The sequence below is a fragment of the Clostridium sp. Marseille-P2415 genome, from assembly GCF_900155545.1.
In the GTDB taxonomy this organism is placed as follows: domain Bacteria; phylum Bacillota; class Clostridia; order Lachnospirales; family Lachnospiraceae; genus Lacrimispora.
The window spans coordinates 1,852,059-1,868,036 of record NZ_LT732526.1 but is presented as its reverse complement, the minus strand read 5'-3'; the positions used below and the strand labels follow the sequence as shown (position 1 = coordinate 1,868,036).

At 45.4% G+C, this 15,978-nt stretch carries 12 protein-coding genes; 9 read left to right on the top strand and 3 right to left on the bottom strand.

Features of this window, described 5'->3' with window-relative positions; all coding sequences use genetic code 11:
- Window positions 1-132: 132 nt before the first annotated feature.
- The 5 genes from BQ9856_RS13515 to radA all read left to right on the top strand — a co-directional run bounded on the left by BQ9856_RS13515 (window position 133) and on the right by radA (window position 6,185).
- Window positions 133-714 (top strand): UvrB/UvrC motif-containing protein, encoded by a 582-nt coding sequence (locus tag BQ9856_RS13515; RefSeq protein ID WP_077611500.1) that lies wholly within the window; start codon window positions 133-135, stop codon window positions 712-714.
- Window positions 707-1,741 (top strand): ATP--guanido phosphotransferase, encoded by a 1,035-nt coding sequence (locus tag BQ9856_RS13510; RefSeq protein ID WP_077611499.1) that lies wholly within the window; start codon window positions 707-709, stop codon window positions 1,739-1,741. Before BQ9856_RS13515 ends, BQ9856_RS13510 begins: the two co-directional genes overlap by 8 nt.
- Window positions 1,742-1,757: 16 nt before the next feature.
- Window positions 1,758-4,208, top strand: a complete 2,451-nt coding sequence (locus BQ9856_RS13505; RefSeq protein WP_077611498.1) for an ATP-dependent Clp protease ATP-binding subunit — start codon at window positions 1,758-1,760, stop codon at window positions 4,206-4,208.
- A 98-nt stretch (window positions 4,209-4,306) separates the two neighbouring features.
- On the top strand, window positions 4,307-4,720 hold the full coding sequence (locus BQ9856_RS13500) for an endosialidase (RefSeq protein ID WP_077611497.1): 414 nt from the start codon (window positions 4,307-4,309) through the stop codon (window positions 4,718-4,720).
- Between the two features lie 70 nt (window positions 4,721-4,790).
- Complete coding sequence (gene radA / locus BQ9856_RS13495) at window positions 4,791-6,185, top strand: DNA repair protein RadA (protein WP_077611496.1); 1,395 nt, start codon at window positions 4,791-4,793, stop codon at window positions 6,183-6,185.
- Here the strand turns inward: radA and BQ9856_RS13490 are convergent.
- Window positions 6,175-7,248 carry an AraC family transcriptional regulator gene (locus BQ9856_RS13490; protein ID WP_077611495.1) on the bottom strand — a complete coding sequence of 358 codons (1,074 nt, stop codon included), beginning with the start codon at window positions 7,246-7,248 and terminating at the stop codon, window positions 6,175-6,177. The two genes, radA and BQ9856_RS13490, sit on opposite strands and share 11 nt — an antisense overlap.
- Window positions 7,249-7,391: 143 nt before the next feature.
- On the opposite strand from BQ9856_RS13490, the gene BQ9856_RS13485 reads away from it, so the two are divergent.
- Genes BQ9856_RS13485 through BQ9856_RS13475 form a run of 3 tightly spaced genes read left to right on the top strand, consistent with a single transcriptional unit; the run spans window position 7,392 to window position 11,258 of the window.
- A complete protein-coding gene (locus BQ9856_RS13485) occupies window positions 7,392-8,747 on the top strand; it encodes a glycoside-pentoside-hexuronide (GPH):cation symporter (RefSeq protein WP_077611494.1) in 1,356 nt (451 codons plus the stop codon).
- A gap of 16 nt (window positions 8,748-8,763) precedes the next feature.
- Entirely contained in the window at window positions 8,764-10,335 is a 1,572-nt protein-coding gene (locus tag BQ9856_RS13480; protein WP_077611493.1) for an alpha-L-rhamnosidase-related protein, read from the top strand.
- A complete protein-coding gene (locus BQ9856_RS13475) occupies window positions 10,332-11,258 on the top strand; it encodes an ROK family protein (RefSeq protein WP_077611492.1) in 927 nt (308 codons plus the stop codon). Before BQ9856_RS13480 ends, BQ9856_RS13475 begins: the two co-directional genes overlap by 4 nt.
- A 123-nt stretch (window positions 11,259-11,381) precedes the next feature.
- Here the strand turns inward: BQ9856_RS13475 and BQ9856_RS13470 are convergent, their stop codons facing one another.
- Together BQ9856_RS13470 and BQ9856_RS13465 are read right to left on the bottom strand one after the other, a co-directional pair.
- A complete protein-coding gene (locus BQ9856_RS13470) occupies window positions 11,382-13,151 on the bottom strand; it encodes an ABC transporter ATP-binding protein (RefSeq protein WP_077611491.1) in 1,770 nt (589 codons plus the stop codon).
- Complete coding sequence (locus tag BQ9856_RS13465; protein WP_077611490.1) at window positions 13,138-14,895, bottom strand: ABC transporter ATP-binding protein; 1,758 nt, start codon at window positions 14,893-14,895, stop codon at window positions 13,138-13,140. Before BQ9856_RS13465 ends, BQ9856_RS13470 begins: the two co-directional genes overlap by 14 nt.
- Window positions 14,896-15,091: 196 nt before the next feature.
- Here BQ9856_RS13465 and BQ9856_RS13460 point away from each other — a divergent pair, with 196 nt between their 5' ends.
- A complete protein-coding gene (locus BQ9856_RS13460) occupies window positions 15,092-15,925 on the top strand; it encodes a MerR family transcriptional regulator (protein WP_077611489.1) in 834 nt (277 codons plus the stop codon).
- Window positions 15,926-15,978: the final 53 nt, after the last annotated feature.

Genomic DNA, 15,978 nt, shown 5'->3' with positions numbered 1-15,978 from the left:
TTGAGCGTTGTATTAGCAAGAGGAGTCTGTAAAAATGTGTCATGTGAAGAGGTCCACCAACTGGTTGATGAGATTTTCCAGACATTTTTAAGAAGCCAGAGGGACGAGTGATCACTGGATTGGAGGTTCATTATGTTATGCGAGAGATGTAAAATTCGCGAAGCAAATATTCAATATACGGAAGTGGTGAATGGTGTGAAGAAGGAACACCATTTTTGCGCCCAGTGCGCAAAGGAAATGGATTTTGGAGTATATGCAGCTATTTTTGACGGCGAGTTCCCGTTAGGCAAGCTGCTTTCAGGTCTTTTGGGAATTGAGGATACCAGCCAGGGACCGGATAAGCTCCATCAGATCGTATGTCCCTCCTGTGGGACCACTTACGATGAGTTTGTAAGAGACAGCAGATTTGGCTGTGCGGACTGTTACAGTGTGTTTGGGCCCCTTATGGAGGACAGTTTAAAGCAGCTTCAGGGAAGCCTTATCCATACAGGAAAAACACCTGTATACCAGAAGCTGGCTCACATGCCGGCAGGGCAGGACGGAACGGATGCAGTCGATGAGGCGAAAGAAAACGTTCCAACCGGCCAGGAGGAAGAGATTTTCCAGTGGGATGCAAAGCTTAAGGAGGCGCTTCGTTTTGAAGATTATGAGGCAGCAGCCGTATGCCGTGACAGGATACGAGAACTGAAGAAAGGAAATGAGGCCAATGCTTAGATGGTTTGAACAGACAGACAGCAGCCGGCCGGGAGTGATAAGCAGCCGGATCCGTCTGGTCAGGAACTGGCAGGAGTATGACTTTCCTGCAAAGCTTGGCGAGAAGGAAAGCACAGAGATGGTCCGTAAGCTGGAATTTGGTTTAAAGGATTTGGGCGAAGCAGAAGGCAAACATTTAAATTTTGCCATGCTGGATGATTTAGAAGAGCTGGACCGGGTGGCTTTAAAGGAACGGCGGGTACTGAATTCGGCGGCTGTTTCAAAGAAAAAGCCTGCAGGCATTTATCTTTCTGATGATGAGGACACCGGCATTGTGCTGAACTGTGATGACCACATCCGGATTCAGCTTCTCCGGGTGGGTCTTCACTTAGAAGAACTCTGGGAAAGGGCGAACCGGATCGATGATTACGCCAATGAAAGGTTTGCGTATGCATTTGATGAACGGTATGGTTATTTGACGACCTTTCCCACCAATGTTGGAACCGGACTCCGGGCATCCGCAGTGGTGCACCTTCCCATGTTATCACAGGGAAGGAGGTTTTCAAGCCTGATTGGGGATATGAGCCGTTTCGGAGCTGCCATTCGGGGCGTTTTTGGAGAGGGGGAAGAAAACTTCGGCTCCCTTTATGAGATATCCAACCAGAAAACCCTTGGTCAGACAGAAAGGGAAATTATAGATACGGTATCAAAAGCCGCGATCCAGCTGACCAATCAGGAGATGCAGGTAAGGAAGCTCTCTCTGCAGAGGCGAAGGATCGAGCGGGAGGATGAGGTCCATAAATCCTATGGAGTATTGAAATACGCCAGAAGGCTGACATCCAGGGATGCCATGATTTTCTTATCCCAGATCATGGCCGGGCTTACGGATGGCCTGATCCATACAGAGGAGGATTTTTCCGTCTACCGCCTGATGCTTGGAATCCAGCCCGCGAATTTGCAGAAGATTTCAGACCGGCCATTAAGCAAGGAAGAACTGGACGGGGCCAGAGCGGATTTCATCCGGAGGGAATTGCCGGAATTAAAATGACAGGAGGATTTCATTCATGATAGACAGATTTACGACAAAGGCCAGGACGGCCATCAATCTGGCCGTACAGGCAGCGGAACGTCTGGGCCACAGCTATGTGGGAACAGAACATTTACTAATCGGACTTCTGGAAGAAGGCAGCGGGGTAGCTGCCAGGGTTCTGGAAGAGAACGGGGTAAAGGAAGAAAAGGTTTTAAGCCTGATCAGCCAGCTGATCGCTCCGGACCAGGCGGTGCGGCTTAAAGAAGACGGCGGATATACGCCGGGCGCCAGAAGGGTTTTGGAAAACAGCTACCGTGAGGCTGTGCGCTTTAAAGCGAACTTAATCGGCACGGAGCATTTGCTGATTTCCATTATCCGTGACAATGACTGTGTTGCTTCCAGGCTGTTAAATACCATGGGAATCAGCATACAGAAGCTTTACATTGATGTGCTGTCGGCAATGGGAGAAGATGCTCCTGCCAATAAGGAAGAGCTTATGAAGTCGCCGAAGGGAAAGGGAAACACGCCTACCCTTGACAGCTACAGCCGGGATTTGACAGAGCTTGCGGTGAAAGGAAAGCTGGACCCGGTGATCGGAAGGGAACTGGAGATTAAGCGTCTGATCCAGATTCTTAGCCGGAGAACGAAGAATAATCCATGTCTGATCGGAGAACCGGGAGTAGGGAAAACTGCGGTTGTAGAGGGTCTGGCACAGATGATTTCAAACGGCGATGTGCCGGAAACCATTGCAGGAAAGCGGCTCCTGACCCTGGATTTATCGGGGATGGTGGCCGGCTCCAAGTACCGCGGGGAATTTGAAGAGAGAATCAAGAAGGTGATCGCCGAAGTGATTGAAGATGGCGAGGTCCTTCTGTTTATCGATGAAATTCATACCATTATCGGTGCCGGAGGAGCGGAGGGTGCCATTGATGCATCCAATATTTTAAAACCATCTCTTGCAAGAGGGGAATTACAGCTGATCGGTGCCACGACCATTGAAGAATACCGCAAATATATTGAAAAGGATTCCGCTTTGGAGCGGCGGTTCCAGCCGGTTACGGTGGAGGAGCCGTCTGAGGAGGCAGCCATTTATATCCTGAGAGGTTTAAAAGGGCGGTATGAAGATCATCATAGAGTAACGATTACCGATGATGCGTTAAAGGCCGCGGTGAAGCTGTCCTCCCGGTATATCAATGACCGCTTCCTTCCGGATAAGGCCATTGATGTCATTGATGAAGCTTCCTCCAAGGTCCGCCTGACTACGTTTGTGGAGCCGGGGGAAATTAAGGAGCTGGAAGCAGAGATTGAACAGTTGGAAGATCAGAAAGAGGCTGCCATCAAAGCCGAAGCTTATGAAAAGGCAGGAACTATAAAGAAGAAACAGGAAAAAAAGCGGGAAAAAATCGAAAAGATCCGTGAAAAATGGCAGAAGGAAAAGTCATCAAAAAACCTGGTTGTTGATGAGGGAGAGATCGCTGATGTGGTTTCAAGCTGGACCAAGATTCCTGTAAGGAAGCTGGAAGAAGGGGAGAGTGAACGTCTCCGGAATCTGGAATCCATCCTTCATGAGAGGGTGATCGGCCAGGAGGAAGCCGTTTCAGCCGTGGCTAAGGCCATACGGCGGGGAAGGGTGGGCTTAAAAGACCCGAAACGCCCCATTGGCTCCTTTCTGTTCTTAGGACCTACCGGTGTGGGAAAAACCGAGCTGTCCAAAGCTCTTTCCGAAGCTATGTTCGGCACGGAAAATGCCCTGATCCGGGTTGATATGTCTGAGTATATGGAGAAGCACAGTGTTTCCAAGATGATTGGTTCCCCGCCAGGATATGTAGGCTATGACGAGGGCGGCCAGCTAAGCGAAAAGGTCAGAAGAAACCCTTATTCGGTCATTTTATTTGACGAGATTGAAAAGGCTCATCCGGATGTATTCAATATCCTTCTGCAGGTGCTTGATGACGGTCATATCACAGATGCCCAGGGCAGGAAAATCGATTTTAAAAATACCATCATCATCATGACCTCCAATGCCGGGGCGGAGAACATCATTTCGCCGAAACGTCTTGGATTTGGTGCGGCCGCGGATGAAAAGGCAGATTATAAGATCATGAAAGACCGGGTAATGGAAGAAGTAAAGCGTTTATTCAAGCCGGAATTCGTGAACCGGATCGACGAGATCATCGTATTCCATCCGCTGAATAAGGACCACATGAAGGATATTTTGACCATTATGATGAAGGATATCATGAAACGGACATCAGAACAGATGAATATCACACTGGAAGTCGAAGAGGAGGCCAAGGAATTCCTGATCAACAAAGGCTATGATGAAAAATATGGCGCAAGGCCGTTAAGGCGTACCATTCAGAACTGTCTGGAAGATAAGCTGGCAGAAGAAATCCTGAACGGAACGGTTAAAACAGGGGACGAAGTCGTAGTTTCGGGCGGAAATGACGGATTAAAATTTTCCGTTAAGGAGCTGGTAAAATAACTAGCCAATTCCTGTCAATTCGTGTATAATAACTACAAGCGAACACATCCGTTCATCGCAAAAAGGATAAGTAAACAAAATACTAGGAGGGCAAACCGATGCCGGTAATTGAAGAATTAATCCGCACAGAACAAGACGGAACGATCAGTTTTGGTAATTACAAATTAGGAACAAAGTCAAAATTACAGGATTTTGAGCACGATGGTGATTTATATAAAGTAAAGACATTTTACGAGATAACCAAGCTGGAGCGTAACGGCATGTTCGTATACGAATCTGTACCGGGTACCGCAGTAGAGAATTTCACCGTATCCAATGATGGAGTGGAATTTGAAGTAGAAGGTGACAAGGATGCCCAGCTGACCGTTCAGCTGGCAGAGGATACTGAGTATGAGGTGTATGTAGACGGTGCTGCTGTGGGAGGCATGAGGACCAACATGAGCGGAAAGCTGTACGTCAGCGTGGAACTGAATGAAGGAACACCTGTGGCTGTAAAGATCAATAAACGATAATAGGATGTTAAGCTGGGTTCGGCTCTTTCAGAAAGGGGCCGGACCCCGGCTTTTTTCAGGAGGAATCCATATGGCGAAGGCGAAGGCAACCGCATTCTTCTGCAAGGAATGCGGATATGAATCTGCAAAGTGGCTGGGGCAGTGCCCGGCCTGCAGGGAATGGAATACATTTGTAGAGGAGCCGGTTGGAAAAAAGGAGCCTGCGGCTAAGAGAGGTATTGGAAGCAGTATGGAGGGAGCTGGGGGAAATTCTTTAAAGGTGAAGCCTTCCAGGCTGTCGGAAATCCATTTGGATGAGCAGGACCGCATGAAAACCGGATATGAAGAACTGGACCGGGTCCTGGGTGGAGGCGTTGTGAAGGGCTCTCTGGTACTGGTGGGCGGTGACCCGGGCATTGGGAAATCCACATTGCTCTTACAGGTATGCCGTAATCTGGCGGCCTCCGGCCGGAAGGTACTTTACATATCAGGGGAAGAGTCCTTAAAGCAGATCAAGCTGCGGTCGAACCGGATCGGAGAGGTGACGGGAGACTTATTATTCCTCTGTGAGACCAGTCTGGAATTCATTGAAGGCGCCATCAGGGAGGAAAAGCCGGATGTGGTGATCATCGATTCCATACAGACCATGTTCCGGGAAGAAATCTCTTCTGCGCCGGGAAGCGTCAGCCAGGTAAGAGAATCCACCAATATCCTGCTTCAGATAGCCAAAGGGGCAGGGATTGCCATTTTCATTGTGGGACATGTGACAAAGGAAGGCGTGGTGGCCGGTCCCAGGGTCTTAGAGCATATGGTTGACACGGTCTTATATTTTGAAGGGGAGAGAAGTGCTTCCTACCGGATCATACGGGGAGTGAAAAACCGTTTCGGATCGACCAATGAGATCGGTGTTTTCGAGATGGTCGAAAGCGGACTTTCCGAGGTTAAGAATCCTTCCGAGTACATGTTAAACGGAAGGCCGGAGGATGCCTCCGGTGCGGTGGTCGCCTGTTCCATGGAGGGGACAAGGCCCATGCTTTTAGAGGTTCAGGCGCTGATTACGCCAACCGCTTTTGGGATGCCCAGACGTACCGCTGCGGGAACCGATTATAACCGGGTCAATCTATTGATGGCGGTTTTGGAAAAACGGTGCCACTATGATCTGTCCCATTTTGACGCTTATGTAAACATTACGGGCGGTCTGCGGATGAATGAACCGGCTCTGGACTTAGCCATTATCATGGCGATCGTATCCAGCATGAAGGACCGGGCGGTGAATCCGAAAACCATAATTTTCGGTGAAGTAGGATTAGCCGGTGAGGTGCGGGCGGTATCCCAGGCGCAGCAGAGAGTGAACGAAGCAAAGAAGCTGGGGTTTGAAACCTGCGTGCTGCCAGGGATTTCTCTGGAAAAGATGAATCAGGTGGAAGGGATCCGCCTGATCGGTGTAGGAAATGTACGGGAGGCCATTATGGGCCTCACGGATTAAGCGGGGCTGGCGAAGGATCTGTATGGGTCCTGCGGTATTCCCCGGGAGTCATATGGAAATGTTCCTTGAAAATCCGGTTAAAATGCTCCGGATTTTCATAGCCGATGATTTCGCAGACAGAAGAAATACTTAAGTCGGTCGTTTTTAGTGCGCGGCAGGCTTTTTCCAACCGTATAGTTCGGATGAGCTGGACAAAGGTCTGTCCCGTATTATCTTTGATAAGCTTACTGAAATGAGGAACTGAAAATCCAAAATAATCAGCAGCGGAGGAAAGGGTAATGTCCGTAAAGTTTGTCTGAAAATAATTTAGGATATCCGGCAAGGCAAGATTTTGGTGCGCAGTATTTAAAAAGCTTTCCAGGTGGTTCTCGTGATTGCGCAGAAGCATGCACCAAAAGGTCAGGAGATAACTGTCAAGCAGGGAATCCGAGTACTTTTTGTGGCCGTAATATTCAATGTAGATATCTTCAATAAGAGAACGGATAACCGGATCTGCCTGGGTGTGGAACAGCAGATAATTGTTTTCTGTTTTTTCATATAAAGTATGGGAAAAAAAACGGGACAGCGCGTTATGATTCGTAAACATTCCAAAAAAGGTAGCGTGAAAGGTGCTTGACTTGATCATGACATTGATTATGACGCTGTCATCAAAAACGGCTATGCTATGCTTTGTTTTAGGTGGAATAATACATAAGTCTCCAGCCTGGCAGACCTGTTTCTTTTCCTGAATCTTATTGATACAGGTGCCGGAATAGACATAAAAAAACTCATAAAATTCATGCTCATGGATATATTCCGGTGAATAACGATTATGTTTTACAATGTAAATGTTTTGAGAATATGTTTGAAAGAATTCGTTTTCCGAAAGGTAAGGGAGCCATTTGCCGTGAATGCTTGGCACATATAGCTGATGCCGCTCAATATAATCCCGGTCCAGAGCATCTACATATTGTGGAAACGATTCCGGCTGGCAGTGCTCTGCTTCATAAAGGCTGCGGTAAAAAATCTCATCCTCTATATAGGAGGTAATAAAATCATTGAATTTATCTTTGCTTATTTTCATAAGGAGTCTCTCCGTATCCCATTAAAATATCTTTAGTATACCATCATAAAAAATATCAAGTCAATATCGTAAATTATTCAATAGTAAAAAGAAATGAGGAATGCTATTATGTCCGTACCAAATAGAGGAGAGAGGTTGGCAAAATGAATAATTTCGAAAAAGATGTGAAAAGAAATCTGTGGCGGCAGCGGATCGGGTACGGTTCCTCTGATTTTGCCTGCAATTTGATCTGGCAGGTCATTTCTTTATATTTACTGTATTTTTATACGGATGTCATGCATTTGGATGCGGCGGCGGTAAGCGTTATGTTTCTGGTAACGAAGATATTTGATGGATTTACAGATTTGGCGGTTGGCTTTCTGATTGACAGGACACATACAAGGTGGGGAAAATCAAGACCCTGGATTTTTGCAGGAGCCATTCCGTTTGCAGTGACTGCGGTTCTGGCATTCAGCGTACCGGATATATCCCAGACAGGTATGCTGATTTATGCCTATGTAACATATATGCTGCTGTCCTTAGCTTATACGGTAGTAAATATTCCCATGGCATCGATCTTACCGTCTTTAACAGCGAATCCGCAGGAAAGAACGAACCTGGCTGCCAGCCGTGTATTTTTCTCGTACATTGGCTCAACCGTGGTGTCAGCATTTGCTTTGAAACTGGTGGATCATCTGGGAAAAGGAAACGAAGCGGCAGGATTTCGCATTGTAATGATGATTTTCGGCATCGCAGGCTGTCTGGTATTTTTCTTCTGTTTTTTTAATACAAAGGAACGGGTGCGTATCCGGGAAGAGAAGGTAAGTTTGAGAGCAAGCTTAAGCTGTCTGATCCATAATAAACCTTGGCTGTTATTTGCGGCAAATATTATCTGGTTCTTTGGTGGATTTGTGATCCAGGCCGGGGCGATCATTTTCTATTTTACTTATAATCTGAACCATAAGGAGCTTTCCAGCGTTGCAGCTACCATCACAACCTTAATTCCGGTGGCAACGAATCTTTGTGTTCCATTTCTGGCGCGATTGACTGCAAAGAGAAATCTGATGATCGCAGGGGCCGTGCTGCATGGGACGGGAATGGGAATTATTTTCATCGGAGGAAGTTCGATTCCGGTCGTGATGATTGGAGTGGTTATAGCGGCACTGGGGTATGGCCTGAAGGGAAGCATGCATTTTGCAATTCAGCCGGACCCTGTGGATTACGGGGAATGGAAATCAGGGATTAACATTGCAGGAACCTTATCTGCGGTCAACGGCTTTATCGGTAAGGTAGGAATGGCGGTGGCAAGCTCTGTTGCAGCCGCGCTGTTAGCTGCAAGCGGCTATACGGCAAATGCGCCGGTGCAATCCGCTTCTGCGCTGAATGCAATCAGTGTAATGTATATCTGGATTCCCATGGCAGCAAATATATTAACGATTATCACGTTTTTATTTTATGATCTGGATAAAAAGCTTCCGGAAATTAATAAAGAATTAGAAGTAAGAAGAGCAGGAAATTAAGAAGGGAGGGATTATCATGGCAGCAGTCAGCATTGATCTGGATATGAAAAGGGTGACGAATGAGGCATTTGTGGAAAAGGCCAAAGGGCTGGAGCCAAAGCTTAAGGAAAAGCGGATAAAGCCTGTTAAGCTGGTTTCTGTCGGAAAAGATGGAAAAGCAGTGCCAAGAGCGGAGATCTGTGAAATGGGCAGTATCGCTTTAAAAAAAGGGGAATCCATTGTATTGGATTTCGGTGACCATCAGGTAGGATATATCAGCTTAAAATTGAAATCCCTTGGGAGCCCTCAGGATGCACCGGCTTATTTAAGGTTTAAATTTGGAGAGCGGTCCAAAGAGATCCGGGAGAATTCCGGGGACTACAATGGCTGGATCAGCCGTGGCTGGATTCAGGAAGAATACATCCATGTGGATGTACTTCCTGCCTGGCTGCATTTGCCAAGGAGATATGCGTTCCGGTATATGGAAATTTATGTGGTCGATACTTCTTTAAAATTTCAGGTCGCAGTGGAAGCGGTGGAATGCAGGGCTGTCTCGGCCGTTGACATTGAAAAGGTGGAGCCGGTTTCTGCTTTCGGGCCGGTTCTACGGCAGATGGACCGGGTCAGTCTGCGGACTCTCCAGAATTGCATGCAATCCGTATTTGAGGATGGACCAAAGAGGGACAGAAGGCTTTGGCTGGGAGATTTGAGATTACAGGCTCTGGCAAATTATGCAACGTTTCAGAATTATGATCTGGTAAAACGGTGCATGTATTTATTTGCCGGGCTGACCAGGGATGACGGGGCGATCGGAGCATGCCTTTTTATAGAACCGGAGTACCTGGTGGATGATACCTTTATGTTTGATTATTCCCTGTTTTTCCTTTCTGTTTTAAAAGATTATTATGAAGCTGCGAAGGATAAGGAAACGTTAATAGAGCTGTGGCCTTCGGCATACCGCCAGATAGAATTATCCAGAAGATATTTTGATGAAAAGGCTGTGGTCCGGGACGGCGAAAGTAACTGGTGCTTTGTCGATTGGAAAGAGGGACTTAATAAGCAGGCCAGTGCGCAGGCTATCTACATCTATACATTAAATGCCGGAATTGTGCTGGCTGAGATTTTAAGCCTTCCTGCACTTGCGGCTGAGCTGGAGGAAGAAAGAACACGGTGTGTTAAGGCGGCGCTTGATTATTTTTGGGATCAGGAGCAAAAGGTATTTGTCAGCGGAGAGGAGCGTCAGGTTTCCTATGCGAGCCAGGTTTGGATGGTTCTGGCCGGAGTAAAGAAAGGAGAGGAAGCCAGAGCTTTAATGAACCGCATCATGGAGCTGAAACCGAAAATGGGAATGGTGACTCCCTACATGAACCATCATTTTACAGAAGCATTGATACTTTGCGGAGAAAAGGAAAAAGCAGTCGGTTATATGAAATATTATTGGGGAGGCATGCTGGAGCAGGGCGCGGATACCTTCTGGGAGTTATATAATCCGGATGATCCCGAAGAATCCCCATACGGTTCATCGGCGGTAAACAGCTACTGCCATGCATGGAGCTGTACTCCTGCGTATCTGCTTCGTAAACTTGAATATGAAAAGGAGAATGTATGAAGTATCTGGTAATTGACGTGGGTGGTACCTTTATTAAATATGCGCTTATGAATGAAAATGCAGATATTCTTGAGAAAAACAAGGTACAGACACCAAATAATAAAAATCATACACTGGAAGATTATCTGGGAGCTTTGGATTCCATATTCCGGCGGTATGATGGACTGGTGGAGGGAATTGCTATAAGTGCACCGGGTGTTCTGGACAGTGACACGGGGTATTGTTATTCCGGCGGAGCTTTGAGCTACGTATCCGGGCAGAACATGGTGGAACTTTTGGAGCTGCGCTGCAAGGTGCCGGTTACCATTGAAAATGACGGAAAATGTGCGGCCCTGGCAGAAATGTGGAAGGGAAGCCAGAAACATGTGAAAAATGGTATCGTGCTTGTGCTGGGAACGGCAGTTGGAGGCGGATTGATCATAAATGGAGAGCTTTACAAGGGGATTCATTTTTCGGCAGGCGAATTCAGTTATGTGGCGGTGGAGGATGACCGTGTGGATGAGGCAGACGGATACTGGGGCCATACCAATGGTGCTGCTGCCTTAGCCAGGTATGCATCCAAAGAAACGGGAATTCCCCAGGAAGAGTTTGACGGAGTCAGGATTTTCGAGCTGGCTGACAAAGGTGATGAGAAAATATTAAAAGCATTGGACAATTATGCCAAAAGGCTTGCGGTTCAGATTTACAATTTACAGGTAATTCTGGATGTGGAGCTGATATCGATTGGTGGAGGCATCAGCCAGCAGCCGCTTTTGTTAGAATTCATCAGAAAAAATTTAGAGGAATTATGCGAGAGGCATCCGTTCCGCCAACTGTCCCGCTTCATTCCTACACCGGTTGTTACGAATTGCCGGTTTTTTAATGACTCGAATTTAATTGGTGCGTTATATCATTTTCTGAATAAAAAGGGGGCATTCAAATGAGCAGATTTCCCCAAGGGGCCTGTCGGTTACCATAATAATAGGTCTTCCATGAATTTTATTTTTCATAGAAGACCTATCAATTTACAGACTTTTTTTACGGCCTCACAAACTCACCGTAAGCTATTATGCAAATTGGCTGTTATAAAGCTTTTCGTAAAATCCTTTTTTTGCAAGAAGTTCATGATGGGTTCCCTGCTCGATGATCGTCCCCTGCTGCATAACAAGAATTAAATCAGCATTCCGGATGGTAGATAGTTTATGTGCAATGATAAAGCTGGTTCTGCCCTTCATCAGGTTATTCATGGCCTTTTGGATTTCCACTTCGGTTCGTGTATCCACACTGGAGGTAGCCTCGTCTAAAATCAGGATCGCAGGGTCAGCCAGAATGGCTCTTGCAATGGTTAACAACTGTTTCTGCCCCTGAGATACGTTGGCACCGTCTTCTGAAAGCAGCGTATGATAGCCGTCCGGAAGAGTGCGGATGAAATGATCGGCTCTTGCGGATTTCGCTGCTGCAATAATTTCCTCATCACCGGCATTAAAATTACTATATGCAATATTTTCCCGTATGGTACTGCTGAATAACCAGGTATCCTGTAAAACCATGCCGAATTTATTTCTGAGCTCTCCCCGGGGCATCGTTTTGATATCTGCGCCGTCAATTGTAATTCTGCCGCCCTGTATATCATAAAAACGCATCAGAAGATTGACAAGCGTTGTCTTACCTGCCCCGGTAGGGCCAACAACTGCTATTTTGTCACCGGCTTTTACATCGATATTTATGTCTTTCATCAGGATATGGTCATCACTGTATCCAAATCTGACATGCTCAAAAGATACATTGCCTTGAACGGGGGGAAGGTTCTTTGTAAGAGCAGGATCCGGTATTTCATCCAATTCATCCATGATTTCAAAGTAACGGGAAGAGGCAGCAAATGCTGACTGCATGGAACTGATGATCTGGGAGCATTCGATAACCGGTTCGGATGCTTTGTCCGTGTATTGGATAAAAGCCTGTACCGTACCGATAGAAAGCCTTCCCTGTATAATTGAAAATACACTCATAACCGCAATTACAATATACCCCAGGTTGTTGATAAAGCGTACCGAGGGTGCAACGACGAACTGGGCTATCTGGGAATAGCTGCTGTGCATATACAGGTCATGATTGATTTTCTTAAATTCCTTAATGGCGTTCTCTTCATAATGAAAGGCCTTGATCACCAGCTGTCCGGTAAAAGCTTCCTCTATATTGGCATTTAATTCGCCAAGGGAGGTCTGATAATTTAAGAAGTATTTTCGTGATTTTTTTGCAATTACCAGAGTCACTGTGGTTGCGGTTCCTATGGTTAAAAATGCAATCAAAGATAAGGAAGGGCTGATCACCAGCATCATAATCACAGCACCGGTTATTGTGACAGCACAGCCGATAAGGCGGTTAAAGCCTTCACGCAGGGCATCCGCAATCTTTTCTAAGTCATTGGTTGCACGGCTTAAAATATCACCGCGCTCTGTTGCGTCGTAAAAACGAAGGGGAAGCCTGTTCAGCTTTTCGCTCAGTGCCGCACGCATGTTTAAGGTAACGGTTTCTGCGACCGATGACATCAGATAATTGGCTAAATAATTCGTAATAAAGCTTAGGACATAAAGGATAAGCAGGATCAGGAAGATACCGCCCATTGTCTCTATATTTACTTGAAAACGTGTGCCCTGTGTTACCGCAGTTTTTATCCCGTCCGCAAGCTGGTCCAGTGCTTTTCCTAAAAATATGGGAGTTGCAATAAAGAAAACGGAGCTTAATACAGAGGCTGTAATAATAAACAGAATCTTAACGCCTAAACCGTTAAAATAAGAACACAATCTGCGAATGGTACTTTTATTATGCATGTTCATAACCTTTATTCTCCTTTCCCGACAGCTCCTCCTCGCTCAATTGAGTAGTAGCGATCTGCTGATATATGGTGCAGGTTTTCATGAGCTCTTCATGGCGTCCAATACCTGCTATTTTGCCTTCATCTAATACAATGATCTGGTCTGCATCCAAAATAGTGCTGATGCGCTGTGCTACGATAATCAAAGCAGAATCTTTTATTTCATTACGCAAAGCTTTTCGCAGCATGGAATCCGTCTTAAAATCAAGTGCTGAAAAGCTGTCGTCAAATACATAAACTTGAGGTTTTTTAACCAGTGCCCGGGCAATGGCGACTCTTTGCTTTTGACCGCCGGAAAGATTAGAACCGGACTGGGCAACATAAGACTGGTAACCGTTCTCCAGTCCCTGAATGAACTCATGCGCCTGGGCTGTTTTTGCTGCAGCCTCAATTTCTTCCATGGTGGCGTCTTCTTTTCCAAAGCGGATGTTGCTTTCAACGGTTCCCCGGAACAAAAAAGCCTTTTGGGGGATAAAACCTATTTTGTCCCTTAAAACTTTCTGCGGATAATGGGCGATATTCATGCCATTTAACAGAATCTCTCCTTTCTGTATGGGGAAGAAACGGGGGATCAAATTCGCAACCGTTGATTTACCCGAACCGGTGCCGCCGATAATTGCGGTAGTTTTCCCGGGGCCGGCGGTGAAGGAGATATGACTTAAAACCGGCTCTTCTGCATTGGAATATTGAAAGGTAACATCCCGAAATTCAAGAAATCCTTTTTGAATGGTCTCAGTTATGGCAACAGGCTGGTCCGTTATTTCCGGTGATAAGTTAAGAACTTCATTTAATCTGGCAGCACTGCTTAAAGCCCTGGGAATTTCCATAAACCCCATGACTGCCATGACACCGCAGAATAAAATAATAGTCAGATATTCAATTAAAGCAAAAATACTGCCGATTTCCATGGAGCCGTTGGAAACTAAAATGCCGCCGAACCAGATAATGGATGCAACGCTTAAATCCAGAATAAGGAAGAGGGAAGGCATTAAAACGGCGAAGATTTTGTTGGTTTTAACGGCAATATCCCTGTAATCATGACAGGAAGCTGCAAATCTCTGCTTCTCGAATTCTTCCCGGTTAAATGCCCGGATTACCCGTACTCCTGTAATGCTTTCCCGAAGTACATAAGTCAGCCGGTCCATTTTAACCTGAATTTGTCTGAATAATGGAACAGCTTTTCTCCCGATAAAATATGCCATAGTACCAAAAATCACTATAACGGCTACAAAGAAAAAGGCCATTCTTACATTGGTCCGAAAGGCCAGGGTAAGTCCTACGACGGTCATAAGAGGAGCGGGAAGAAGAACTCTTAAAAACATCATTCCTGATTTTTGTATGATGTTAATGTCATTTGTGCAGCGGATAATCATGGAGGGTGTTCCGATCGTTTGAAAATCATTTAAAGAATACTGCTGTGCTTTTATAAAAACGGCTTCTCTTAAGTCCCTGCAGAAAGCAGCCGTAACTTTTGATGATAATATAACAGAGATTATGGAGCTCAGGCCGCCTAAAACTGCAATTGCCAGCATATGTACGCTAATGCGGTAAATGTAAGAAAAGTCACCGTTAGCAACTCCGATATTAATAAGTCTGGCAGTCAGTGTAGGCAAAAACATTGCACTGAAATTATTAAAAAATAAAAATATTACGGCCCCAATCAGTAATTTTTTATGTGGTTTTAAGTAATAAAGTAATTTACTCATAGCTATCCTCCTGTATGTTGTAGTTACATTCTGACGGGTTCCTCAATCCAGTCTGTTTTCATGATTACACCTTGACTATATGACACAACTGTGTCATTATAAAGTATAGTGTAACCCGAAAGTCAAGGGGATTTTAAGCGGCTTTTAAGCGAAAGCTCTCTTCTGGATAATCAGGAAGTCTATGTGAGGGAAAAGAATGTCAGGCAAGAATAAACAGTACTTTACAACCAATGAATTTGCAGAGATATGCGGAGTTACCAAGCATACGTTATTTCATTATGATGAGATCGGCATTTTAAAGCCGGAGCTTGTAAAGCCAAACGGCTACCGTTATTATTCGATCAAGCAGTTTTATTTGTATGATATGATTTTTATATTAAAACAGGCCGGTACTTCCCTGAGTGAAATTAAGGATTATATCATGGATCACAACCCCCATCATTTTCTTGCGATATTAAAACAAAAAGAACAGCAGTTGGAGGCCGAGATAAAAAAGACTTCTATAATGAGAAGCAAGGTAATGGCCACCATTGATAAGACGGAAGAGGCCTTGAGCTCTGTATATGGTGTTCCCTATTTTGAGGAATGTGAAGAAGAGTATTTCATCGTAGTTAAAATATCCGGGTATGAAAGTGACAAGGAAGAACTGCAAAAGCTGGGGGAGCATTTTGATTATTGTGATGAACAAGGCGGTGACTGTGAATTGCTGATGGGGGCTATCATAAGCAGGGAAGACCTTATTGCCGGACAATATGATAAACCTAATTATTATAGTAATAAAATGCGCTGTAAAATAGACTGCGACCGTCTGCGTATTAAAACAGAAGGGAAGTATGCCGTTATTATCCATAAAGGTGCTTACAGTGAATTGCCAAAGTCCTATCAGCAGCTTATGGATTTTATAGGAAAAAATGACATGGCTGTTAACGGTGATGCCTACGAAAATGACATGCTGAGTTATCTTGCAGCGGTTGATTCCAATGAATTTGTAATTAAAATTTCCATTCCTGTTATTTCACTTCATCAGTAGTTGCAGGATGCTTCTATCGCAAATTAAAAGTAAGACTGGCATGTGATTTTAGC